The following is a 23,219-nucleotide window of genomic DNA, read 5'->3' as shown; positions in this document are numbered from 1 at the left end:
AAGAATCGCGCGCAACCGGCCTCATCCGCGCCGTCCGCGCCGCCCGCCTAGCCAGGCCATGCACAGGACCAGCAAACCGAGTGACCAAGGCGAAAGCAAGGGAATCGGTGCGGCCCCCCCGGGCGCCACAGGTGCGGCCAGGATGGCCAAGCCGCCCGGGTCGGTGATACGGCCGTCCTTCAAGCCGTCGCTATCGCCCTGACCACCGTCAATGAGATCGATTTCCACCCAGGATGAACCGGTGCCAACAATCGGGATTTGGTACCAGTGCAACACCCCCGCAGGGGTGCTGCGGCCATATTTCCAGTAGGTTGCGCCGGCCGGCACGGCAGACGGATAGTCGAGGCGCATGCGCACGGAGTTGCCCGCACCCACGTTCTCAAGCACAAAGCTCACCAGCCCGAAAGGGAAGCTGCGGCCTGCCAGTGGCGGCACGCCGGCGTCGATTGTGGTGTTGAATCCGGCCTGTGAGAAATAGGCATGCGCGGGCAAGGCCTGTGCGGCCGACTGAACCGTGGCCGTCACCGTGCCCGCACCGTTGGGCGAAGGACCACTGACGGACAAGAGCCCGCCACCACCCGCCAACCCACCCGTGCCAACTGGCGCAACCGTATTGCGCAGGGTGAAGCTGGCCGAACCACCTGCTGCCGTGGCAGTCACCGCATAGTCGCCCATCAAGCCGTTGGCAGTGACTACAGTCTCCGCATAGCCGTTGGCATCGGTGCTGACCTGCGTCTGCACCCGCCCGCCGGCAAAGCTTGCCGAAGCACCGGCCCCGGGCGCAGTGAAGCTCACAGGACGTCCCGCGAGTGCCGCGCCACCCGCGCCCAACAAGCGGACACGCAAGCTCTGCCCGAATGCTGTCCCTACAGGCGCCGATTGAGGCGTGCCCGCTGCCGTGCTCAATACGCCTGGCGCAGCGCAGGTCTGGGCGTCGGCAACGGTTTCGGGAAACGGCGTGTTGGAAATTCCCGAGATGACGATGTCGTCAACCTCCCAGCCTTCCTCGCCTCCCCCCATGTCGGTCTGGATGACCCAGGCCAGCCGAACAGTCCGCCCGGCATAGAGGGGACCCAGATTCACGTGTTCGCTTTCCGCCACAGGCCAATGCGGGCTTTGGCCGACATAGGCGGGCTGGCCTTCTGCAGGATTGCCGGAACCCACATAGAGCAAATCCGAATAGCCGGGAGTCATGATGCGAGCCCATGTCGCACCGTCGTCCGCGGAAAGCATCAATTGCCCGCCGTCGTAGTTGTTTTGGCCATCCTGCTCAAAACGATAGCGGTGATTGAACGACACGGTGAAGTTGCCTGTGGTGGCAACCTGCAGCGGTGGCGTCATCAACCAGTGCGAGCCAGCCGCTTCGGGGGAGCCGCCGCCGTAGAGACGGTTGGAGGCGCCATCGGCGCGCACTCTCCAGTTGTCTGCAAACACAGGCAGGCTGCTGCCCATCTGCATGACACTGGGAACAGCCTGCCCATCGTCCGATGCCAGTCGCCCCGGCAACACATCGATATTCAGAGGCAGATCCAATTGCTGCTGCACCGGGCCGTTTTCCTGCTCCGCATGGCTGAGCATGGCCGTGATGCGTGCATTGGCGGGCACCAACAGGCCGTCGAGCTTCAAACTTGCCGTGACCACCAGGCTCTGCCCTGCACCGATGCCAGGCACGGCGACTGCTGCACCGTCAGGAAATGACAGTCCCGGCATGCTGGACGACAACTGCAACTGTGCCCCTGTCACCGGCAAAGCGCCGCGATTGCGCAAGGTAAGGCGAAGCACACCGGTTTCGCCGTTGTCGAGGATGGCGTCGGCATCGCAGCGCTGGCTGCTGGCATCGGCCATGCTCAAGGCCATGGCATCGAGCTCCAAGGCACCACTGAGGCTGAAGCTTTCAACCACGCCCACATTGGTTTCTGAATAGCGATCGGCCATGGACCGGGCCCAGGTGCCTGCTCCGCGCTTGGCAAAGGCCTGGGCAAAGCGCTGGTGATCGGCAGGATCCTCGGCCAAAGCGGCAGCCAGCAGTGCATCGCGCGCCTCGGTCAGCAGCGGATTGACAGGGGTGAGCTTGTAGCCGGAGACCAGGTAGCGCTTCATGCGATCCTGGGCCTCTTGAAATGGATGGACATTGAGCAGGGCCACATAGCATTCCCAAAGCATGGAGGCCCATACCTCCCCCATGTTGTGAACCTCGGCATTGCCAGACACAAAGGCGGGCGCCGGGCTGGGAGGCAGAGAGATGCCATTCTGTATATGCCTGAACGTCAACGGATTCCTGGCCATGTCCGTGGAGTACGGATAGCGGCGCATGCCATACAGTGCCGTATTGCGGATGTCGGCATCTGCAGGGCCCTCGACAGCTCCCAGCGAATACGCGGCGACGCTGTAGGCGCCCTGGAATTGGTGATTGCCGGCCTGGTTGCGGTCCTGGTCGGCAACCATCATCAGCAGGGCATGAAAGTCTCCCCAGCCTTCGCCCAAGCCCGACGCATGGTTGCTCCCGAGGCCATTGGCATTGCCGATAAGGCGGTTGCTGATGAAGTGCCCCCACTCGTGGGCAATGATGCTGCCGTCCAGCGCACTGCTGCGCTCCGCAGCAATGCCCGTGAGACGCAACGGCACAGCCTCACCAGCCGTCAGCCGGGCCCTCCATGCATTGCCGTCGGACTGTGCAACATGAACAGAGGGAATGGTGATATTCAGCGAAGAATCGTTGGCCCCCATCTGGGATGGCACGCCTGCCACGTTGTTGATCACCGCCACACCCACAGCACCTGCGTTCTGCGCCTGAGCCACCTTGGCATCGAAGGAGCAGGAACCACGCTCAACCAGCGCAATCTTGCCAGCCACTTCCGCCGCATTGGTGAGCGCCGAACACGCAATGGCAGGCTGAGCGGACACAAGGTCGGAGGCCACCTCGAACTGCCCCGGGCCGAACGCAGCTCCTGCAACGGACACACCTCCAGCCAACGAAGAAGGAGGCAGTACCGATGCGCTGACGCCCCGGTTGTTGAACCGATACATGCGCATGCGTGACGGCGCGCCATCAGCGCGCGTCAGCATGTTGGCATTGTTCGTCCCACTGAAATCCAGGGCCTGGGCCAGCAGGGCATCGCCACCCAGGCCACCTCGCCCAAAGTTGTCGTTCTGCGCATTGCCCGCCGCTTCGTTGAAGCCAGCGGAATAAAACCAATCGTGCAGCCAGTTGGTCACATAGAACAACTGCACCACGGAGGCTGCAGCCTGGGTCTTGTCTGCCAAGGCCCCCCGAGTCACATCGTAGTAATGGTCAAAAACCCCGGGGGCCGTGACGCAAGCGCGGAAGTCCGCCGCAACAGGACCTCCGGCGCATTCGTTGGCATCCACGGGACCGAGGCCATCTGGCAAGACCAGGTTGGCAAAGGCCTGAACATTGTTGCCGTCGGTCAGCGTAGCCCCTGAAGCCAGCCAGGGGTTGACGCCCCCTCCACCGCTCACCAGGCTGGGCTGCACCAGAGGCAGCGCATAGCCATCGGCCAGACCCGTGGGGTGTGGGGAGCCATTGCGCCCCTGAGGACCGGGATGCGGCACACCCGAGACAGGGTCAGCCCAAACCCGGTAGTCGTGGGCATGGGCAGACTGGTTGTTGCGCAGCAGCAGCCGGCCATCATCGGCAGCCACCACATAGGCGAAGCCGTACTCCTCACCGTGCTCATGCACCAGCAATTCAACGTAGAAAGCAGCACTCAGGCCCTGGGGCAGGCGGAACCAGACAGGCTTGACGCGCACGGGGCCCTCAAGCACGGCACCATCCGCACCCTTCACCCCCTTCGGCAACGCCAGCCACTTGTAGGGACCCACCTCTGATTCGGCGGGAGGAGCCACCTCGTGCAGCGAGGATGCCACCTCGGCCCCAAAACCATAGTCCTGCAACGCCCTCGCCACGGCCTCAGGTGCGCCCAGCTTGGCCGAGCCCGAGGCCGCCGCCAGTGCGGTGCTTCCCAGATATCCCCCAATGGCCGCAGCCCGGGCCTGACCATCGAGCAAGACGGTAGCCTGGTCTCGAAAGACCTCGATGCCATCGCGCTGGTTGCCCAGGCTCACCAAGCGTGCACCTCCCCGCAGAGCCTGCACATGGCCAAGCGGCGCTGCATCCACCTCCTGGGAAGTCAGACCGTAGAGATCCGCCACGGCTTTGAGTTCACGCCGTGCCGCGCCTTCCGCGTCGACTGCCGCAGCCTGGGCCCGTACCTCGCCACTGCGACCCGTGCGATCCGTACGCAACTGAACAAAGGTTGGCAAGCCCAGACGCTCCTCTCGTGAGAGCTTTTGCACTCGCTCAGGCAGAACAGTCGCGCGGGCAGACTGGGCGTGCACAAGCAGCGGCGCGTCCGCCAAGGCATCAATGGAGGCAAGTTCCCGCGCTTGCGCTTGAGGAAAAGCAAACAAAGTCGCGCAGGCAAGCGCACTCAATGAAAAGACTCGAAAGGCTTGGTGCATAAAAAGGGGGAAACGGAAATGAATGGAGAAAATGCCGCAATGGCTATTGAACGCGATGTTGCATGCACCCGTACTTTTTAACAAGTCACCAAAATCAGTTACAGCAGCGGGTTCCGCCACCATCAAACGAAAGCCTGGGCTATGCTGGCAGCCGCCAACGACATGCCCCCTCAACACCAATGACTGCACCCAGCTCTGCGAACTTCGAAATTGACGACGCGCTCTACGCCCGAATCCTGCAGTGGAGCGACGCCCAGGCCCTGGCCCAGCAGACCGTGAGCTTCTTCATGCGCGAAGGCGAGCACACCCTCGGCATCGATATGCAAGTGCTCGGCGCAACGCAGACATCGGCCGATACACCCGGCATGCTGCAGTTCTCCCTGGTGTTTCGCGGTCCGCGCCAGCCGCAGTTGCCGCAGCGCACTTACCGCGTGCGCCATACGCAGCTAGGTGACTACGCCATCTTCATCACGCCCATTGCGCAGTCGGCCGGCCATGTCGATTACGAGGCCTGCTTTTCCCATGCCGTCTGAGCCGTTGGTGCCCGAACTGCCGCCGCTGTATCTGGAGGATGTGCGGCTGCGCCTGGCCGAAGAAGCCGACTACGCTTTTCTCCGGACCCTGTACCGCGAGGTACGCGCTGCCGAACTGGCTCCCGTGCCCTGGAGCGAGGCCCAAAAGCATGCCTTCTGCGATTCGCAGTTCGCTTTGCAGGACCAGCATTACCGCAAGCACTACGCACACAGCGCGTTTTTCGTGATCGAGCAGGCAGGTCTGCCTGTAGGCCGGCTCTACCTCAATCTCGCACCCGGGCCATTGGGGGTGATGGACATCTCGCTCGGAGCCGCTGTCCAGGGCCAGGGACTGGGCACGGCCCTCATGCAATGGCTGGCAGGCTGGGCGGATCAGGACGGGCGCGACATGCAGCTGTTCGTGGAAGCCAACAATCCGGCCCGACGCCTGTACAAGCGCCTGGGCTTTGTCGAGCAGGACCAGGAAGGCATCTACCTGCGCATGCGCAGGACTGCAGCGCTCAGCCGCGGTTGAACACGGCTTCCAGCAGACCGCCTTGCGCGTCGCTGGGACTCAGGAAGACGGCGTGGCTTCCCAGAGCCGGGTGAGCGATTTCCCAGGTGTTCTGTGGCAAGGCACCGGGACGGGACAGCTCAAACAGGGCGCTGAAAGACCGGTCACTTTGCAGCGCGTGCGGCAGCGCACTCAGTGAAACCAAACGTAACTGCGTGCCTTCGCCAGCGACCGAGAAGTTCTGACCGAGCAGCGGCTGAAAGTGGCTTCTGCGCAACTCAGCGCCTGCCGCGCTGCCACCCATCGGAATGCTGGAGGCAGCCACCGCGGCGGGCAACGCGCCCACGACCTGCATGAAAGCGCGGCGTTCTGTCTTCATTGTGGCCTTTCCTGCCAAAGCAACAGCAGCAAATATTCTTGCTGCACAACAGGTTGGCATACTAAACTATTTTGCAATTATTAACGTTTACTAACCTCACCCCACTTTGCCATGGTTCAACCCTACGTTGGGGAAATCCGCATGTTTGCCGGCAACTTCGCGCCGGCAGGCTGGATGTTCTGCGAAGGGCAGCTTCTGCCCATCTCGGAATATGACATCCTTTTCAATTTGATCAACACGACATACGGTGGTGATGGTCAAAGCACTTTTGCCCTGCCAGACATGCGTGGCCGCATCCCCCTGCACGCAGGCAACGAATTCACGCTGGCCGAGGCCGGTGGAGTCGAAGAGGTCACGCTGACCGTCAATCAGATTCCAGCCCACACGCATGCTGTTCCCGCGTCCTCCGGCACCGGTTTTCTGGCATCGCCCGCCGACGCGGTGTTTGCCAAGCACAGGGACCACAAGGCCTTTGCGAACGGCGCGCCCAGCCTGCCCATGTCCTTATCGATGGTGAGCGCAGCCGGTGGCTCGCAGCCGCATACCAATATGCCGCCCTACCTTTGCGTGAACTTCATCATCTCGCTGTTCGGCATCTATCCCTCCCCCACCTGATGTCTACCCCTTTTATCGGAGAGGTTCGCGTCTTCTCCTTCGCTTTCGCACCCAAAGGCTGGGCCCTCTGCAATGGGCAACTGCTGCCCATCAACCAGAACCAGGCACTGTTCTCGCTGCTGGGCACCACCTACGGCGGCGACGGGCAGACCAACTTTGCACTGCCCGACCTGCGCGGCCGCATGCCCATGCACATGGGAGCCGGCCATACGCTGGGAGAGAGAGCAGGCGAGCAAGCCCATGCCCTGAACCTGTCAGAGATGCCGCAGCACAGCCACGCACTGGCCGCTTCCGGCACCACGGGCCAGGCGACATCGGGCAACGGCAACCTGCCTGCAGCGGCGCGCGGCCACTATGCGCAAAGCGGCAATACGGCCATGCCCGCCCTGCTGGCCAATGTGGGCGGCAGCCAGCCACACATCAATATGCCTCCCTACCTGACGCTGAGCTTCTGCATGGCGATGCAAGGCTTCTTTCCTTCCCAGAACTGAAGAACATGTCTGATCCCTTCGTCGCCGAAATCCGCCTTGGCGGGTTCAACTTCGCACCCAAGGGCTGGGCCTTTTGCGATGGTCAGCTCATGCCGCTTTCTCAGAACACGGCGCTGTTTTCGCTGCTGGGAACAACCTATGGTGGCGATGGAAAATCCAATTTTTCCCTTCCCGACCTTCGAGGGCGCATGCCCATGCATCCAGGCCAGGGGCCGGGGCTGTCCTTGCATGACCTGGGCGAAACCGGCGGTACTGAAACCGTGACGCTGCTGGAATCGGAAATTCCCAGGCACACCCATCAGGCGCTGGCTGCTTCGCCGGCCGATCCCGCCGCAGCAAGCCCGGCCGGCGCAACCCTGGGCGCTGCACCCACGCGCCCCTACATTGCGCCAGGCTCCAGCACGTCGGCGGTCAGCATGGCACCTGCGCAGCCTGCGGGCGGGAGCCTGCCGCATAACAATCTTCCGCCCTTCCTGGTCATGAATTTCATCATCGCCTTGCAGGGCGTCTTTCCCTCTCGGAGCTGAGTACACCTATGCGCAGTTCCATTGCGGCCCTGACCCTGTTGGCCTTGACCACGGGGGTCCAGGCCGCCCCCCTGGTCCAACGCGAATTCTCCGGCAGGGACAACCGCTTCATAGAGATACCCGGTGCCGGCTTTCGCGCCATGGCCGCAGGCAAGCGCATCAGTTTCGATGCACAAGGCATGAGCATCGACCTGCCCGGCCAGGCCACCAGCGTGCAAGGCCGGTCGGTGGCCGCATCCGGCATGGCCCGGAGCCTGAGCCTGCACCCGGATTCGCGCCTGCGCTACAGCTTCGAGAACGGGACCATGTCGGCGCCGCAGGGCATGCAGCCTTCGCCCACGCTGTACCACTGGCTGGTCGGCGAAACCGCGCAATGGCGCACGGGCCTGCGCAGCTTCGGTGCGCTGGGCTACCGCAGTGTCTGGCCCGGCATCGATGCCGTCTTCCAGGGTGAGCCCGGTGGCCTCAAGTACCAGTTCGAACTGGCGCCTGGCGCCGACGCCGCGCTGGTCTGGCTGCGCGTGGAAGGTGCCACGGATGCACGCATCCTGCCCTCGGGAGCGCTGCAATGGAGCATTGGCACCGAGCATTTCACCGACGATGCGCCCCTGGTCTACCAGCCCCGGGGCGATGGCCGCGTGAACGTGGCAGCCAGCTACCGCCTGGAGCAGTTGGACGCCACCAGCTGGCGCGTGGGCTTTGTGCTGGGCAGCCATGACAAAGGCCTGCCGCTGGTCATAGATCCCGCCTGGACCGGCTACTCGGGCCTGGTCGGAGGCAACTCGGCCGACCAGGTCAACGCCGTGGTGCGAGACAGCGACGGCAACACCTATGCGTGCGGCGTGACGCAATCGTCCGACCTGCCCCGCGCGGGCAGCAGCAAAGGTGGCGAGGATGCCTTCGTCGTCAGATTCGATGCCAAGGGCATCCCCCTGAGCGTGACCTATGTGGGCGGATCGGGAGACGACGCCTGCAACGGCCTGGCCGTGGACATACAGAACCGCATCCACCTGGCAGGCAGCACGGAATCCACCGGCTTTCCCATGGTCGGCACGGATGACAGCCAGGGCTTTCGGCGCAGCAAGAGCACGACAGACAGGGATGCCTTCGTCATGCGCCTGACACCAGACGGTGCCGGCATTCTGTATTCGGGCCTGATTGGTGGAACAGGTGATGATCAGGCCAATGCCCTGGCCCTGGACAACCTGGGCCGCGCCTATGTGACCGGATTCACGGCAGGCAATGGCTTCCCCGTCCGAGGCGGCCCCAGCGTCAACTACGGCTCCGGCCCGGCGCAGTCCGAAAGGCTGGACGCCTTCGTGGCCCGCGTCGACGCCTCGGGAGGCACGCTGGAGTACGCGGGATACATAGGCGGCGATGGCGGCGCCGACATCGGATATGCCATTGCCGTGGACAACGCTGGCGCAGCCTATGTGGCTGGCGCTACCGACTCTGTCTCGGGACTGCCGGGCGCCACAGGCCTCAGGACACAAATCAATTCGCGCGCCATCGACGGATCAGACGGCTTCGTCGCCAAGATCCTGGCCGACGGCAGCGCCTTCGACTACTTCACACTGCTGACAGGCTCCGGGGCCGGTGCGGACCGTGCACTGGCCCTGAACCTGATGCATGACGGCTCACTGCTCGTGGGCGGGGAGACCGGGTCCGACAACTTTCCCGCCGACAACGGCGGCCTGCGCAAGGGCCTAGGGCCGCAGGCCGTGCGCGGCACCGGCATGGACGGCTTTGTGCTGCGCCTGAATGCATCGGGAGATGGGGTGCTGGACGCCACCTACCTGGGTGGCAATGGCTACGACAGCGTGGAAGGGCTGGCCAGCGACGGCATGAACTGGTTCGCCACGGGCAGCACCAGCAATGGCGCAGGCTTTCCCGTCAAGGCGCAAAGCGGCCTGTCCACCACGCCAGGAGGCAAGCAGGACGGCTTCCTGGTCAGCATCGCAACCAGCAATCCGAACAGCTGGGACTATGCCGGGTTCCTCGGCACCTCGGAAAACGAGGCCATGCGCAGCCTGGCCGCGACCAATGTGCAGGGCAGGACCCTTCTTTCCGTGGGCGGCGCCACCACCACATCGGGCACCAACGGCCTGACGAATCCTGCGGCCGGTGCCCTCAGCGCAAACCCCGGCCTTTCGAATGGCCTGGTGTTTCGCATCGATCCTTTCGGCCCTCCTGCGGCCATGGTTGCGCTCTCCGGCTCTGCACAGTCCACCCGCATCCAGCAGCCCTTTGCCACACCGTTGGCGGTAAAGGTCACCGACATCGACGACCAGCCGCTTGCCGGCATCATGGTGGACTTCACCGCGCCTGCCGCAACGGGGCCATCCACGACCTTTGCCACAAGAACCTCGGTCACGACCAATGCCCAGGGCATCGCATCGCTGAGTGCCACGGCCAACCTGTTCGCCGGCAGCTATACCGTAACGGCACAGGCAGGTGCGGCCAGCACCTCGTTCTCGCTGACCAATGACAAGAGCCCGCAGGCTGCACTGACGGCAAGTGCAGCCCTCCAGGTCCTGCCCTATGCCGGCACCACCATGCTGGGCGCCAACGGCGGCTCTGGCTCAGGCACCATCAGCTATGCGGTAACCGCAGGCGCGGCCTATTGCTCCGTGGCAGGCGACGCGGTCACAGCCACGGCCGTGGGCGATTGCACCGTGACGGCAACCAAGGCTGGAGACGCCAACTACCTGGCCGCCACGGCCACCGTGGACATCTCGGTGGTCAAGGCCCAGCAGCCTGCTCTGACGGCGACGGCAACGCCCAGCACGCTGGAGGCCTTCAGCACGGCCGCGCTGTCAACCAGTGGCGGCACAGGGTCCGGTGCCGTGGGCTTTTCCATCACGGATGGAGCCGCCTTTTGCTCCATCAACGGCAACACGCTCACCGCTGAAGGTACGGGCTCCTGCACAGTGACCGCCATCAAGCTGGGCGATGCCAACTACCAGGACACGCTGGCCACCACGGTGGTGACCGTGACCCCTGCAGCCCAGGCCACCCTGAGCGTGCAGGCCACGCCTTCGACGCTGGCCTTCGGCGCCACGGCAATGCTGGCGACCACGGGAGGGTCGGGCAGCGGCGCCGTCACCTACGCCGTGACGGGTGGTGCCCAGTTCTGCGCGGTGACGGGCAACCAGTTGAGCGCCATTGGCGCAGGCAATTGCACCATCACGGCCACCAAGGCTGGAGACACCAACCACCAGGCCACCAGCGCCAGCACCACCGTCATCGTGACCAAGGCAGGACAGACAGCGCTGTCGGTGCAGGCCAGTCCGGCAGCCATCATCTTTGGTGGCACTGCGCAACTGAGCACCACGGGCGGCTCGGGCGCAGGCGCCATCGGCTTGAGCGTCATCGGCCCCTGCGGCATCACGGGCTCCACGCTCACCGGGCTGGGTGTCGGAACCTGCACGGTCACGGCCACCAAGGCGGCGGATGCCGACCATGAAGATGCCACGGCCAGCACTTCGGTGACGGTGTCCCAGGCAAGCCAGGTGGCCCTTTCCGTGGTGGCATCACCCGCCAGCATTCCCAAAGGCAGCTCCAGCACGGTCACCGTCACTGGCGGCAGCGGCAGCGGTGCGCTCACGCTGGCTCTGACAGCAGGCGCAGACAAATGCTCTCTGTTCGACAACACCGTCACCGGCACGGCCGTAGGCAGCTGCACGGTGACGGCGACCAAGGCGGCCGATGCCAATCATGCACAGGCCATCGGCTCGGCACAGATTGCAGTCGGCAAGGCGATGCAGAACATCACCTTCGATTTCTCGTCCGAGCGCTATCTGAGTCCCCAGGCCCTGTCGCTGGCAAACGCCGCCGGCACCAGCTCCAACCTGCCCATCAGCTTCAGCAGCCTCACCCCTCAGACCTGCGTGGTCAACAGCAACTCTTTGCGGCTGATACGCACGGGCGAGTGCACGCTGCAGGCCAGCCAGGCAGGCGATGCGGAGTACGCCGCAGCAACGCCCGTGAACCAGACCTTCAAGATCACCTTGCCGCCTCACACCGTGAGCTCCCTGACGGGTGCCGCGGGCAGCGCGACAGCCACCGCGCAGATCGCGACAGGAAGCCACTGGGTGTTCACGCCTTTGGGCACGGGGCCGTCGCAAACGCCGGGCTTCATCCCGCTGCAGGGACATATCAGGTCTCCTGCAGAGGCACCACCAGCCCAGCTGCAATTCCCGTTCGGTCTGTTCGATTTCACCGTGATGAATGGCTCGCCGGGGTCCACACTCAGCCTCACGCTGACCTTCCCGAACGATTTGCCTGCCGGCGCCCAATACTGGAAGTACGGCGCCACGTCCGACAATCCCACGCCGCACTGGTACCGCTTCACCGGTGCGCAGTTCTCGGGGAAAACCGTGACACTGACCATCGAGGACGGCAAGCGCGGCGATGACGACATGGATGTGAATGCTTTCATCAGCGACCCAGGCGGCATCGCCGTGGTAACGGCCGCTGCGGGTGGCAGCCCTGCCGCCATTCCCACGCTCTCTCAATGGAGCCAGTGGATGCTGCTGGCACTGATGCTGGCAGCAGCCGCCCTGACAATGCACAGACCCCGGCCACGCAGCAAGTCACACTGATCTGCATGGAGCGGCTGCAGCCCGCAGGCGGCCGCTCCAACACCTCCGCACCGTGATCGCGCCGCAGCCCAGGCCTGCACAGGCCTTGCCCACGGCCCGCACGCCCTAAAATTGCGGCCGATTGGAGACAAGCGGTTTGCAAACGAGTACCCACGAGCCCATGCTCACCCCCGCCGAGCGCGAGGCCATCAATTCCGGCCAGTGGTTCTGCAGCCTTTCGCCCTCGCTGCGCCATGACATCCTGCGCCAGGCCACGGTCAGGCGGCTCAAGGACGGGGCACTGATCTATGCACGCGGCGACGTGCCGCACAGGTGGTATGCCTGCGCGCAGGGCGCCGTGCGCATGAGCTCGACCAGCCTGTCGGGTCGGCAGACCACGCTGGCCTATGTGGAGCCCGGCGCCTGGTTCGGCGCCATGTCCACCTTCCTGGACGAGCCGCGCACGCGCGATGCCTATGCCCACGGCGACACCACGCTGCTGTGCGTGGACAAGGAGAGCTTCCACGCCATCCTGGCAACGCATGTGGAGTTCTACGACGCCCTGCTGCGCCTGCAGGCCCACCGCATTCGCCAGACCTACGGGCTGGTGGAGGACCTCAACACCCTGCCCCTGCGCGCACGCCTGGCCAAGCAGTTGCTGCACCTGTCGCGCAGCTACGGCACGCAGGCACTGGACGATCCGCGCGAACTGCGCATAGGCCTGCAACTGGTGCAGGAGGAGCTGGCCCAGTTGCTGGGCGCCTCGCGCCAGCGCGTGAACCAGGAGCTCAAGCGCATGGAGCGCGACAACTGCATCCGCGTGCAAGCCCAGGGCCTGGTGGTCAGGGATCTGGTGGCCCTGCAGACCATCGTGCGCGAGGCCAGCCTGGCCGGCGCCTGAGGCCGGCGCCGGTTCAGCGGCGCCAGTCGATTCTTGCCGGGCGCCCCGGCAGATGCAGCGCAGCCGTGGCAGCAGGCGCCTCGGCCAGCAACCGGCCCTTGCGGAACACCTTCAGGCGCGTGGCGCGCAGCCGTATCGCCTCGGCCGCATCGCGCGCCTGCAGCAGCACGAAGCTGGCATCGCAGCCGGGCTCGATGCCATAGCCGTCCAGGTGCATCACACGCGCCGCGCGCGTGGTCACGGTATCGAAGCAGTCGCGCATGCCGTCCTGGCTGGTCATCTGCGCCACATGCAGGCCCATGTGGGCCACCTCCAGCATGTCGCCCGAGCCCATGCCGTACCAGGGGTCCATCACGCAGTCATGGCCGAAGGCCACGTTGACGCCTGCGGCCAGCAGCTCTGGCACACGCGCCATGCCGCGGCGCTTGGGGTAGCTGTCCTGGCGGCCCTGCAGCGTGATGTTGATCAGCGGATTGGCAATCACGGCCACGCCGCTTTCGGCGATCAGCGGCAGCAGCTTGCTCACGTAGTAGTTGTCCATGCTGTGCATGGAGGTGCAGTGCGATCCCGTGACGCGGCCCTGCAATCCCAGGCGCTGCGCCTCGAAGGCCAGGGTTTCGATATGGCGCGACAGCGGGTCGTCGGACTCGTCGCAGTGCATGTCCACCAGCAGGCCGCGCTCGGCCGCCAGCTCGCACAGCAGCCTGACGCTGTCTGCACCCTCGGCCATGGTGCGCTCGAAGTGCGGAATGCCTCCGACCACGTCCATCCCCTTGTCCAGCGCACGCCGAAGATGGGCGACACCGCCCGCAGAGCGCAGCACGCCATCCTGCGGAAATGCCACCAGTTGCAGGTCGATATAGGGCGCCACCTGGCGCTTGACCTCCAGCAGCGCATCGACGGCCAGCAGGCGGGCATCGCTGGTATCCACATGGCTGCGTATGGCCTGCAGCCCCTTGGCCGCCGCCCAGTCGCAATACTCCAGCGCGCGCGAGATCAGCGCCTCGGCCGTGAGCTGCGGCTTGAGCTCGCCCCACAGCGCAATGCCCTCCAGCAGCGTACCGCTGCGGTTGACGCGCGGCAGGCCGTGGCTCAGCGTGGCATCCATGTGGAAATGCGGATCGACGAAGGGAGGCGACACCAGTTGGTGCTGCGCATCGATGACCTGATGGGCAGGCGCCGAAAAACCGGCCGCGACCTCGACGATGCGCTCGCCCTGCACGGCGATGGACATGTCCTGGCGGCCGTCGGGCAGCGTGGCGTGAACGACGAGTAGATCAAGCATTTGCGTATTCTGCGGGCTGGGCCTGGTACTTGCCGTTGCAGCGGGGCATCGAAGAATGCGAACGGCAGCGGTTTCGGAACCAGCACCGCCGACAAGGCTTTGCAGATTGATAGGATCACCGCCAGAAATACCCGCTGCGGAGTGGCCCATCGAGAGCCTCTCACCCGCAAGCCATTGAATCAAAAGGACTCCCTTCAAAATGAAAATCGCCACCTGCGAGTTTCACTGCTGTATCAAGATGCTCCAGCGTGTTCCAAAAACTGCTGCAATCCATTGATCCATATGGAAATCCTGGGTCATACTGTCTCACCCTGTCGCAGCGTGACGCGATGAATTTGGGTAGCTAGATGGGTAGCCAGGCCCCTAGCTACCCAAACCACACCAGATGCCGAAAAAATCCAACCTCCTCAATGACTTACAGATACGGCGCTGGATTGCCGCAAGCACTCCAGTTAGCAAATCCGATGGCGATGGACTGACCTTCACGCTGTCTGCCAGTGGCACAGCCGCGTGGGTTCTGAGGTACCGTCTGGCGGGTGGACGCCGGAGGGAAGTGACCATTGGAAACTATCCTGACATCGGGTTGGCGGGCGCGAGAGAAAAGGCGCGTGCCCTGCGAGCGCAGATTGACGCCGGGATTGACCCTGCTGCAAAAAAACAGGAAGAGAAAAGCCGATACGCGAGCGATTGGACCGTGAGCGAGTTGGTGGATCACTATCGAAAGCATGTGCTGACTCCAGGCGTCTACTCCCCAACGACGATTCAATACCGCGAATACGACTTGAACCAAGTCTTATTGCCGAGGTTGGGAGCATGGAAAGTTCGATCAGTCACATCGATTGACATTGTGTCCATGCTCACGGACTGCAAGCGGACCTGGACCATCAGCAAGCGCATCTTGACGACCGCAACAAAGGTGTTCGATACGGCCTGTGGTTTGATGCTGATTCCTGCAAATCCCTGCACCGGCATCAAGATGGACGCACTGTTCGGCAGACGGCCCCCCGTCAAATCCAGAACGATGCTCACGACCCAAGACCTACGCACCCTACTGCGAGGTGGCGTGGATTTCATCGGTCGAGAGAACGCCCTGGCACTGCTGATTTTGCTTGCCACCTGTGTGCGCGGCGTTGAACTCGTGAAGGCCCGAAAGGAGCATCTGGATCTTGACGCTGCGACATGGTGGGTGCCCGACGAGAACGTGAAGACTCGATCCGGTTTCCTTGTTCCCCTTGCACCGCCTGTGGTGGATTGGTTCAAGGAGCTTCTGGTGCTGTCGGGCGAGTCAGCCTTCGTGTTGCCAGCAAGGCGAAAAAACCGTGTCGCCCTACATGGGGACACCCATGTAGGTAGAACGACTCTCTGGGCGGCTATCACCCGTGCCTTTGAACGCGGTGAGCTGGATGTCACCCGCTTCACAGTCCACGATACCCGCAGTACGGCGAAGGGGCACTTGCGGAATATGGGGATCTCTCGGGAAATATCTGAAATCGCGCTGAACCACAAGCTCAAGGGCATGGAGGGCGTCTATGACGTGCGCGAGGACATCCCAGAACGCCGCCTCGCGCTGCACCAGTGGGCCAAGTTCCTTATGGAGTGCGCGAACGAGACGCCACCAGGTCCGAAAAAGCTGCCCCGCTTGCGCTTGGTTGCATGATCACGATTCGATCTTCAGTGAGGCCAGCTGCTCGGCCGGCAGAAGCGCCTCCTCCTCCGGCTTCTCCGCGCCCGATCTGAGCACGCCCAGTGGCGGAAGCTGGATCAGCGCATCGGCCTGGGCGGCCGTGCCATGCAGCCATGCATCCCAGTCGCCGGGCTCAAGCATCACCACGCCGCGCTTTTCTTTTTCCGGCCTGTGCATCAGCGACAGCACCGGGTGCCCATCCGCTGGCTGGGTGATCATGGTGTAGTTGGGCACCAGCTCTCCCGTCGCGGGATCCACCCACTCCGAATACAGACCGGCCAGCGCCGCCGGCTCTCCGTCCGCGCGCCGAAACGACCACCACACGTTGCGTGAGCCCAGGCCCCAATAAGGCTCCACCCAGGACTCGACGGGGATCAGGCAGCGTTGGCCGGCACGCCAAGCCGGCGCATATGTCCAAGATTTCGCCAGGGTCTCGCGCCTCGCATTGTTCGTGCTCATCGGCTTGCCGTCGGCGGTCATTGGCCGCCGCGTCTTCGAGCTGCGCGGGATCATCCCCCACTGCCCCACCTCCATCACGCCGCCTGCAGCAATGTACGGCCCCAGGGCCAGCGGCGTGACGCGCGGCTTCCACCACCTGTTCGGCGATTGGCGCCCCAGCGCGAAGGCGCGTTCAATCTCGATCTCTTCCGGCGGGGTGTAGCGATTACACATAGGGCCATCTCTTTCCAGGCCGCTCGATCGCAGCCTTGGCCGCAGCGTACTGCCGATTGAGCCAGCTATGCATAAGCTGAAGCGCCGGATCTATGCCAGCGCGGTCAGGGCAGCACAGCCAGGTTTGCGGCCACTGTCTCAGATCGCCCTCATCCCACTCTTGCCCCTGCAGCAGCATCGACCCATCAGGGCGTGCCCTCAGCATCTCCACGCGGATCATGCCCCGCGTGAGCTGATTGCCCGAGCCGCCAGGATCAATGATGTCCACCCTATCGTCGCCGAATTCATTCGTCGTAAGCAGCAGCCCGGTTACTCGGTCTACCTTGTGGAGCTTGTGTGGCGGCATGTAGACGCCGCAGAAGCGGAGGCGCAGCATTGTCACCGGCCAACCTGCGACAAGGTGGCCCTCACGCTCACGCAGGCTGCCGGGGGAACAGCCGTCGCGCTTGTATCGACCCGGAAGGTCGGGCAACCCTGATTGATCGTGGGGCATGACATTTTCACTGTATGAATATACAGTTATTATGCAAACCCGATCGCCAGGAGGTCCAGATGATCACCCCTCAAGCAACCCAGAAATTCGCCCTGCTTCGCATGCCGGAATGGTTCGGTGTGCCTGAGATTGAGCCGCTGCCAGCCCCGCCAGAGGCCTATCGGATCGTGGAAGCGCAACCCGGCTGGTTCGAGGTGCGCGGGCCTGGCGGCGCGCTTGTGTACAGCGGCCTGGGGCCTGTCCAGATCATCCGCTCGCCGGCACCTTTCTGACCCGCGGGCACAATGCCGGCCATGATCGACCCCACACACCCCAAGCACACAGTCCACCAGCGAGTCGTCGCCGGCTTCATGGGACATTGGAAGGCCCACGGCAGCGACAAGTACCCCCAGCGCTTCCGCCTCCCGCCCGAGGAGCTATATCACCTCGATCACGTCATGCACAAGGGTGAGCACCCCGGGACGATGTGGGGCGTGCCGCTGGATGCAGACCCCACAACCAGGGGCGAGATGGTGGCCATCGACGGCACGGTCGTGTCGATAGCGCCGGCTGACCCGGCGCCCACGGCTTAGGCGCCTGCCGCCAGCTTGTCGCGCAGCCGGAAGCCCAGGAGAGGCCAGATCTTTTGCACAGCGTTCTCGCGCGCGATGCGGCGGCCGATGGCGGCGTCGAAGTTTTCGGGGGACGCGCAGGCCGACTCGCCGGTCACGGTGAAGCCGTTGCGCAGGCGCAGCACGCAGAAGGTCAGCAGGCCCAGGTTCTCAGGGATGTCGCCGAAGTCCAGCGGGTTCTTCGCATCGGGATGGCGCGCGCCCTGCTCGGCTGTGAAGTAGTGCTCGCCGACAATCTCCCGCTGGATGTCATCCGGCGTCACGCGTGCGGCAGTCTTTCCCTTGGCCTGGATCTCGTCTTCGATGGATTGCTCAGCCGGCGAGGCCTCGGGCAGCGGGCCTGGGCCGGTGGCCATGGTGCCGTCCGGGTAGGTCTTGGATTCGATGGCCGCGCCCACATCGCCCACGATCACCCAGTCCTCCGCCAGGCAATCGCTCACGCTGGGCACCCAGGTGCTGACTGTTTCGTCCACGTTCTTGATGGCCAAGTAGGCGTTGTAGGGAACCATGGCGCCCGCGCCGAAGTGCGCCTTGGCCGCGCCGGTCTGCACGGGGTAGCTGGCGGCCGGCACCAGGTAGATGAACATGCCCCGGCCATTCCAGCCTGTGCGCGCCAGCCGGGCGCCCTCCTTCAACAGCTGGATGGCATCGCCGAAATTGAGTCGAGTGTCTGCGGTCATGGATTGCTTTCTGTGGTGGTTCCGGCAGCCGGCCGGCTCGGGTTGATGGGGCGGCGGCAGTTGTCCAGGGCTGTGGCCAGCCGAATCTCGTAGGCCTCGCGCCGCTCGATTTCGGCCTGGGCGGCCTGGGTGAACTGGTCCACCGTGGCGCCGGGCCGCAACTGCTCGGTGGGCATGGCAGGGCGCTCGGGCACCGGCTCGTCGCACACCACGGGCACAGGGACGTTGACGCGCTGCAGCTCGACGCGGGCCGGTGCGGCCTGGCAGCCCAGCAGGCTCAGCAACACCAGCACATGGGGCACCCAGGTCGTGCGCTCGCAGAAGCGCTGCAGCGCGCTGCCCTCGAATTGCCGAATTGCGAAAAATCGAAATTTCATGGCTTCGCCCTCCCCTGCAGCCAGATGTCCACCCGGTGCTGGGCGCTCGCGCAGGCATTGCCGGGCACGGCCGGCGGCGCGGCCAGGATCTCGTCGGCGCGCCGCTCATGGGTGCGGGCCTGGGCCGCGGCGCTGGCCCGGGCGGCTTCGCCTTCGCGTTTGCGCTTGTCGGCCAGCTCGCGCAGGTCGTCCACGGCATCGCTGCACGCGGCGGCCAGGTCGCGGGCGCCGTCACGCTGCTGCGCCATCTCGCCCACGCTGGCACGCGCGATCGTGGCGGCGTCGCGCTGACCCAGGTAGGCCCGGGTCAGCAGCACGTTGCCCAGCAGACTGGCCAGCAGCGCGAGGACGGCAGCGGTGAGGAGCTTCGAGGTCATCGGCCGCCCCTCCACCAGTACCACCACATGGCAATCCAGATCGGGCTCATGGCTGGGCCTCCATACACGCGGCATGCCGCGCCTGTTGACGGGTCCAGACGCCGCGGCAAACCTTGTTGCCTGGGGTGCTGCAGTCGTAGCGCCAGCGCTTCGGGTTGCCTGCTGCATCCCACTGGTAAGGCTCCCAGCCCAGGCCCTCGCGCTTGGGGCTGGTCATGAAGCGATAGCCCAGCAGCGCCTGGCAGGCGGGCGCGAACTGCCCGACCAGCAGCCGAGTGCGCATGGGGCTGCTCCGCCAGGCGCCGATGCCGTACTGGTAGGTGAAGTCCAGATAGAGGTCGTATTCCGTTTGGTACAGGGCCACGCCCGGCAGGCTGGCTCGGAACATGGCCTCATCCTTGGACGTGTGGCTGCGCACCAGCTGCAGCGCGCGCTCGCGGGTGATGGGCGGATCGGTCATGCGCACGGGCGTGCCGTCCTCGTAGACCGTCGAGCCGTGGCCGATGGTGGGCCTGTCGCCCTGGGTTGGCACATGGGGATCTGGCCGGAAGCCCTCCACGCCCATGGTGGCCAGCAGGCCGGCAGCCGAAACCGTCAGCGCCGCAACGGTAGTGCGCGCGGCCCGGCTCATAGCGGCCCCAGGTCGGTTTCCGGTTCCGGCTGCAGCCGAGCAAGGCCAGCCAGCCGTTCGCGGTCGGCGCGCCGCTGCTGGTCCCGCTGGTAGTCTCGGCGCCACTTCCAGACCAGATAGCCGGCCTGCAGGATCACGAAAGCCAGGGACGCCACGACGAGCCAGTCGCTCAATGGGAGGCCTGCAATCTTGAACACCCCGCCTGCGGCAGCGCCGGGCGTGGCATGCATGACGGCGCCGACAATGTCCTGCCGCTGCTCGGCGCTCAAGTGCTGGTGGATGCCCATCAGCGCGAGCAGGGATACGAGGTATTTCTTCATGGCCCCGATGATTCCGGGGCCGGGCCGCGCTGGCGAACCCTACACGGGGGCACTGCCAACCTCGTCATCCTATGAGCGCACAATACGCGCCTGCGGAGGGTTCATGCAGAAACTATCTCATCTACAGACCATGCGAGCCATGGCGGCCATCTTGGTGGTCTGGGCACACGCGATAGACATAGTTGTCGCCCGTGGCGAAACGGCGGCCCAGATTAATTTTGGCTTCGCGGAGAACTTCGGCGCCGTCGGCGTCGATATATTTTTTGTCATCAGCGGCTTTATCGTCTCAATATCCGCAGGTCGAACCACACCCCTCCAGTTCACCATCAATCGGACCCTCCGTATTTGGCCGATGTACATCATCGCCACAATGTTGATGTTCCTGGTATCAACTGACACCGGAGGCCAAACAACCAAGCTGATCTACTCGCTGCTCTTTCTGCAGCCTCCAGGCAATGCAGCCAGCATGCCGATCCATCCTCTTGGCTGGAGTCTCATGTACGAAGCTGCCTTCTACGCGGTGATCTGTGCGGCCATGCTCTGGAAATCACCGAGGCCGCTTTCGGATCGCATACTTTTCATCCTGGCTGGTTTGATCGCTGTCGGCAGCATGCAGCAGTTCGCCCAGCCACTGAATATCATTGGTAATCCGATACTACTGGAATTTGTCTTCGGCGTCCTGATCGGAATGGTGTGGCAACGGACACCATTGCTGCCCAGCTGGGCCACCTTGGGCATGTTCATTCTCGGCAGCTGTCTGTTGATCGACACACTGGCCACTGGCTACGGGAATATCTCCGAGGCACCATTCACTTTGGACGCCAGCTCCAGTTGGGATCGAGTGCGCACATGGGGCATCCCATCCGCGCTCCTAGTTGCCTCTGCTGTCTTCAGAGAAAATACCAAGAAGGCAACTATTTTCGAGTTCATCGGAGATGCTTCCTATTCGATTTACCTTTTCTCTCTACCGATGCTGCACTTCATGGATGCATTTTGGCCAGAAAATATGGCTGAGCATAATGACGTCTTGATACTGCTTGCGACCCTTTCAACCACAATAGGTGGTTGTCTTGTCTATCTCATATTGGAAAAGCCTGTGATGCGCTTGTTGCGAGGCCAAAGACGGGCATCGACTTTCATGCCCGGCGCAGCGTGACTTGGGTTGATGGCATCAACCCTAGCCGGGGGGGGCGGATCAAGCCCCCTGGTCTTCCGCCTTCACAAGAGTATTCATCCCCGCCATCGCAGAGCCCGCCATCTGCGCATAGGACTGCCCCGCTGACAGGGCGACGCTGGCAGCGTTTGACATGGACTGCACCAGCAGGCGCGCCTCCTCTATTACCACCTGGGTCTTTGTGCTGAACAGCCCCAGGGCTACCTGGGCCTGCGCCCTGTACTGCTCGGCCTGCACGTTGGCCTGAGCGATCTGCGCCTGGCTGGCGACCTGGTAGGCGTTCACCAGGGATCCCTGGGCCGCCAACTGCGACTGCACCCGAACGGCATCCGCACGCACGATCTCCCCAAACGCCTGGGTGTCGGCCGTGTAGATGCCCAGCTGTGCCCTGATGGCTTCAGCCTGGGCCTGCACCTTTGTTTGCTGGGCTGACAGGTTCGCGCGCACGCCGTCAATTTGCGCTTGATAGATTTGGGTCTGCACCAGGCCGGCACGCACCCGTGCCTCCTCGCCGCCCCAGGCGGCTGCATAGGCTCGCCACTCCTCGCCTTTTGCTTGGGTCTCGGCCTGGAATGCGTCCACCTGGGAGCGGAAGGTCTCCAGCTTGAGCTTTTCCAGTCCGGCCACGGCCACGATGCCGTCCACGCGCTTGGCCCATGCCGTCACCGCGCTGGTCTGCGCGTCGATCTGGGCCTGGTACAGCCTGACCTTGGATTCGTCGATCTGCAGCTTGGATCGCTCGGCCTCGATCTCGGCTTTGTACAGTTCCACGTCCGCCAGGCTGGCGCGGATCAGCGTCTCGAAGACCGACACATCGGCGCGGTACAGGTCCAGCCGGGCGCGGTAGGCCTCCACCGCCATGTTGTACAGGCGCGCCAGCGTGTCTGTGAGCGAGCGCGCATAGTCAAGCGCTTGGCCGTTGATCTGGATGAGGTTGCCGTGGTAGCCGATGGCCATGCCCAGCACGCTCTTGCGCAGGTCCGCAGACAGGCCCAGGGCGAACTGGATGTTGCGCTGCTCCAGTTCGGCCTGCATGACGACGATTTCTCGGCTGGCCGTGGCATTCGTGTCGGCGGCAGCCTGGCGGGCGTTTTGCTGGGCCGCCAGCAGCGCCCCCGGCGGCATGGTGTGGCCGTTGCGCGCGGCCGCAGACCAGGCCTCGCCCTGCACGCGACGCGACTCGGCCTTTGCGCGCGAGCGCGAGCGCTCGTAGATGGCGTTTTCCACGGCCGGCGCATACATCGCCTGCTGGCCGCCCGAGACCAGTTCGGCCAGCCGCATCTCAAGCCGCGCCATCTGCGGCGCGTACTCGGGGTTGTGCTGCTCCAGGAAGGCATCGATCTGCCCCTGCAGCGCCGACTGCATCAGCTGGCTCGCGCCACGGTAGGCGGCGTCGAAGCTGCCCGCCGCATCGGGCGCCACCGGCACCTCACCCGGGCGCTGGCCCTCGAACACCGGCCGCGCGATGTTCGGGCGGGCCGGCATCACCACATCGGCCGAGAGCACCGGCGCGGCCACATGCATCATGTCGGGTGCCGTCGGCAGTTGGGCATCGATGTGGATGGCGGGCGCGACAAGGTCGAACCCGCGGCCCTGCGAAGGCTTGGCCGGCTCGCGCACCTCTACGCTGATCTGTGGCGCGTTGGGCATGGCCGGCAGCTCTACGGCGTCAATGCCCCCTACCTGGGGTCGCTCCGGACGCGCCGGGATGTCGCCGAGCCTCACCTCGCTGATCGGAGGTGCTGGCGGCAGCGTTACCGCGGGCAGCGTCGGCAGGCTGATGGCGGGCAGCGTGCCTACGCTTGTCAGCACGCCCATGCTCGACAACGCAGACCTCAGCGCATCGCTGCCTTGGCTCGCCATGGCGTCGGCGCGGCCCTGCGCCGCATCAATGAGATAGCTCACATCCAT

Annotated in this window: 22 protein-coding genes; 11 read left to right on the top strand and 11 right to left on the bottom strand. The window is 64.3% G+C overall.

Going from position 1 to position 23,219, the window contains the following annotated elements; genetic code table 11:
- Window positions 1-21: 21 nt before the first annotated feature.
- Window positions 22-4,482: an XrtH-dependent M36 family metallopeptidase gene (locus ACFPFG_RS27665; protein ID WP_380110343.1), complete on the bottom strand. Its 4,461-nt coding sequence runs from the start codon at window positions 4,480-4,482 to the stop codon at window positions 22-24.
- A 179-nt stretch (window positions 4,483-4,661) separates the two neighbouring features.
- Here ACFPFG_RS27665 and ACFPFG_RS27660 point away from each other — a divergent pair, with 179 nt between their 5' ends.
- Window positions 4,662-5,015 (top strand): DUF6916 family protein, encoded by a 354-nt coding sequence (locus ACFPFG_RS27660; RefSeq protein ID WP_183021587.1) that lies wholly within the window; start codon window positions 4,662-4,664, stop codon window positions 5,013-5,015.
- Window positions 5,005-5,529 carry a GNAT family N-acetyltransferase gene (locus ACFPFG_RS27655; RefSeq protein ID WP_183021588.1) on the top strand — a complete coding sequence of 175 codons (525 nt, stop codon included), beginning with the start codon at window positions 5,005-5,007 and terminating at the stop codon, window positions 5,527-5,529. The genes ACFPFG_RS27660 and ACFPFG_RS27655 overlap by 11 nt, the downstream gene beginning before the upstream one ends.
- Here ACFPFG_RS27655 and ACFPFG_RS27650 read toward each other — a convergent pair.
- A complete protein-coding gene (locus ACFPFG_RS27650) occupies window positions 5,516-5,887 on the bottom strand; it encodes a DUF6916 family protein (protein WP_183021589.1) in 372 nt (123 codons plus the stop codon). The two genes, ACFPFG_RS27655 and ACFPFG_RS27650, sit on opposite strands and share 14 nt — an antisense overlap.
- Window positions 5,888-6,028: 141 nt before the next feature.
- Here ACFPFG_RS27650 and ACFPFG_RS27645 point away from each other — a divergent pair, with 141 nt between their 5' ends.
- The 5 genes from ACFPFG_RS27645 (at window position 6,029) to ACFPFG_RS27625 (ending at window position 13,004) form a co-directional block, all read left to right on the top strand.
- Window positions 6,029-6,502 (top strand): phage tail protein, encoded by a 474-nt coding sequence (locus ACFPFG_RS27645; RefSeq protein ID WP_183021637.1) that lies wholly within the window; start codon window positions 6,029-6,031, stop codon window positions 6,500-6,502.
- Window positions 6,502-6,993, top strand: a complete 492-nt coding sequence (locus ACFPFG_RS27640) for a phage tail protein (RefSeq protein ID WP_380109140.1) — start codon at window positions 6,502-6,504, stop codon at window positions 6,991-6,993. The genes ACFPFG_RS27645 and ACFPFG_RS27640 overlap by 1 nt, the downstream gene beginning before the upstream one ends.
- A 5-nt stretch (window positions 6,994-6,998) precedes the next feature.
- Window positions 6,999-7,520 carry a phage tail protein gene (locus ACFPFG_RS27635; RefSeq protein WP_183021591.1) on the top strand — a complete coding sequence of 174 codons (522 nt, stop codon included), beginning with the start codon at window positions 6,999-7,001 and terminating at the stop codon, window positions 7,518-7,520.
- An 8-nt stretch (window positions 7,521-7,528) separates the two neighbouring features.
- On the top strand, window positions 7,529-12,124 hold the full coding sequence (locus tag ACFPFG_RS27630) for a beta strand repeat-containing protein (RefSeq protein WP_380109137.1): 4,596 nt from the start codon (window positions 7,529-7,531) through the stop codon (window positions 12,122-12,124).
- A gap of 160 nt (window positions 12,125-12,284) precedes the next feature.
- Window positions 12,285-13,004 (top strand): Crp/Fnr family transcriptional regulator, encoded by a 720-nt coding sequence (locus ACFPFG_RS27625; protein WP_183021638.1) that lies wholly within the window; start codon window positions 12,285-12,287, stop codon window positions 13,002-13,004.
- Window positions 13,005-13,017: 13 nt separating this feature from the next.
- Here ACFPFG_RS27625 and ACFPFG_RS27620 read toward each other — a convergent pair whose 3' ends face one another.
- Window positions 13,018-14,289, bottom strand: coding sequence for an amidohydrolase family protein (locus ACFPFG_RS27620; RefSeq protein WP_380109134.1), 1,272 nt, complete (start codon window positions 14,287-14,289; stop codon window positions 13,018-13,020).
- Between the two features lie 385 nt (window positions 14,290-14,674).
- Between ACFPFG_RS27620 and ACFPFG_RS27615 the strand changes: the two genes are divergently transcribed.
- Complete coding sequence (locus ACFPFG_RS27615) at window positions 14,675-15,946, top strand: tyrosine-type recombinase/integrase (protein ID WP_374623519.1); 1,272 nt, start codon at window positions 14,675-14,677, stop codon at window positions 15,944-15,946.
- Here the strand turns inward: ACFPFG_RS27615 and ACFPFG_RS27610 are convergent, their stop codons facing one another.
- Complete coding sequence (locus ACFPFG_RS27610) at window positions 15,947-16,645, bottom strand: SOS response-associated peptidase (RefSeq protein WP_374623522.1); 699 nt, start codon at window positions 16,643-16,645, stop codon at window positions 15,947-15,949.
- Complete coding sequence (locus tag ACFPFG_RS27605; RefSeq protein ID WP_374623525.1) at window positions 16,638-17,138, bottom strand: hypothetical protein; 501 nt, start codon at window positions 17,136-17,138, stop codon at window positions 16,638-16,640. Before ACFPFG_RS27605 ends, ACFPFG_RS27610 begins: the two co-directional genes overlap by 8 nt.
- Before the next feature lie 59 nt (window positions 17,139-17,197).
- Between ACFPFG_RS27605 and ACFPFG_RS27600 the strand changes: the two genes are divergently transcribed.
- Together ACFPFG_RS27600 and ACFPFG_RS27595 are read left to right on the top strand one after the other, a co-directional pair.
- Complete coding sequence (locus ACFPFG_RS27600) at window positions 17,198-17,410, top strand: hypothetical protein (RefSeq protein ID WP_380109131.1); 213 nt, start codon at window positions 17,198-17,200, stop codon at window positions 17,408-17,410.
- 21 nt (window positions 17,411-17,431) lie between these two features.
- Entirely contained in the window at window positions 17,432-17,710 is a 279-nt protein-coding gene (locus ACFPFG_RS27595) for a hypothetical protein (protein WP_374623531.1), read from the top strand.
- Here the strand turns inward: ACFPFG_RS27595 and ACFPFG_RS27590 are convergent.
- Genes ACFPFG_RS27590 through ACFPFG_RS27570 form a run of 5 tightly spaced genes read right to left on the bottom strand, consistent with a single transcriptional unit; the run spans window position 17,707 to window position 20,134 of the window.
- Window positions 17,707-18,429 (bottom strand): Gp49 family protein, encoded by a 723-nt coding sequence (locus tag ACFPFG_RS27590; RefSeq protein ID WP_374623534.1) that lies wholly within the window; start codon window positions 18,427-18,429, stop codon window positions 17,707-17,709. The two genes, ACFPFG_RS27595 and ACFPFG_RS27590, sit on opposite strands and share 4 nt — an antisense overlap.
- Window positions 18,426-18,806, bottom strand: coding sequence for a hypothetical protein (locus tag ACFPFG_RS27585; RefSeq protein WP_374623537.1), 381 nt, complete (start codon window positions 18,804-18,806; stop codon window positions 18,426-18,428). The genes ACFPFG_RS27590 and ACFPFG_RS27585 overlap by 4 nt, the downstream gene beginning before the upstream one ends.
- Window positions 18,803-19,183 carry a hypothetical protein gene (locus ACFPFG_RS27580; RefSeq protein ID WP_374623540.1) on the bottom strand — a complete coding sequence of 127 codons (381 nt, stop codon included), beginning with the start codon at window positions 19,181-19,183 and terminating at the stop codon, window positions 18,803-18,805. Before ACFPFG_RS27580 ends, ACFPFG_RS27585 begins: the two co-directional genes overlap by 4 nt.
- Window positions 19,184-19,229: 46 nt before the next feature.
- Window positions 19,230-19,814 carry a glycoside hydrolase family protein gene (locus tag ACFPFG_RS27575; RefSeq protein WP_374623543.1) on the bottom strand — a complete coding sequence of 195 codons (585 nt, stop codon included), beginning with the start codon at window positions 19,812-19,814 and terminating at the stop codon, window positions 19,230-19,232.
- Window positions 19,811-20,134 (bottom strand): phage holin family protein, encoded by a 324-nt coding sequence (locus tag ACFPFG_RS27570; protein ID WP_374623546.1) that lies wholly within the window; start codon window positions 20,132-20,134, stop codon window positions 19,811-19,813. The genes ACFPFG_RS27575 and ACFPFG_RS27570 overlap by 4 nt, the downstream gene beginning before the upstream one ends.
- A gap of 103 nt (window positions 20,135-20,237) precedes the next feature.
- On the opposite strand from ACFPFG_RS27570, the gene ACFPFG_RS27565 reads away from it, so the two are divergent.
- A complete protein-coding gene (locus ACFPFG_RS27565) occupies window positions 20,238-21,290 on the top strand; it encodes an acyltransferase family protein (RefSeq protein ID WP_380109126.1) in 1,053 nt (350 codons plus the stop codon).
- Between the two features lie 39 nt (window positions 21,291-21,329).
- Here ACFPFG_RS27565 and ACFPFG_RS27560 read toward each other — a convergent pair whose 3' ends face one another.
- A complete protein-coding gene (locus tag ACFPFG_RS27560) occupies window positions 21,330-23,213 on the bottom strand; it encodes a coiled-coil domain-containing protein (protein WP_380109125.1) in 1,884 nt (627 codons plus the stop codon).
- Window positions 23,214-23,219 lie beyond the last annotated feature (6 nt).

Origin of the sequence: Delftia deserti, assembly GCF_042653485.1 — a bacterium.
Taxonomy (GTDB): domain Bacteria; phylum Pseudomonadota; class Gammaproteobacteria; order Burkholderiales; family Burkholderiaceae_C; genus Comamonas; species Comamonas acidovorans.
This window is presented reverse-complemented; position numbering and strand designations above follow the sequence as displayed.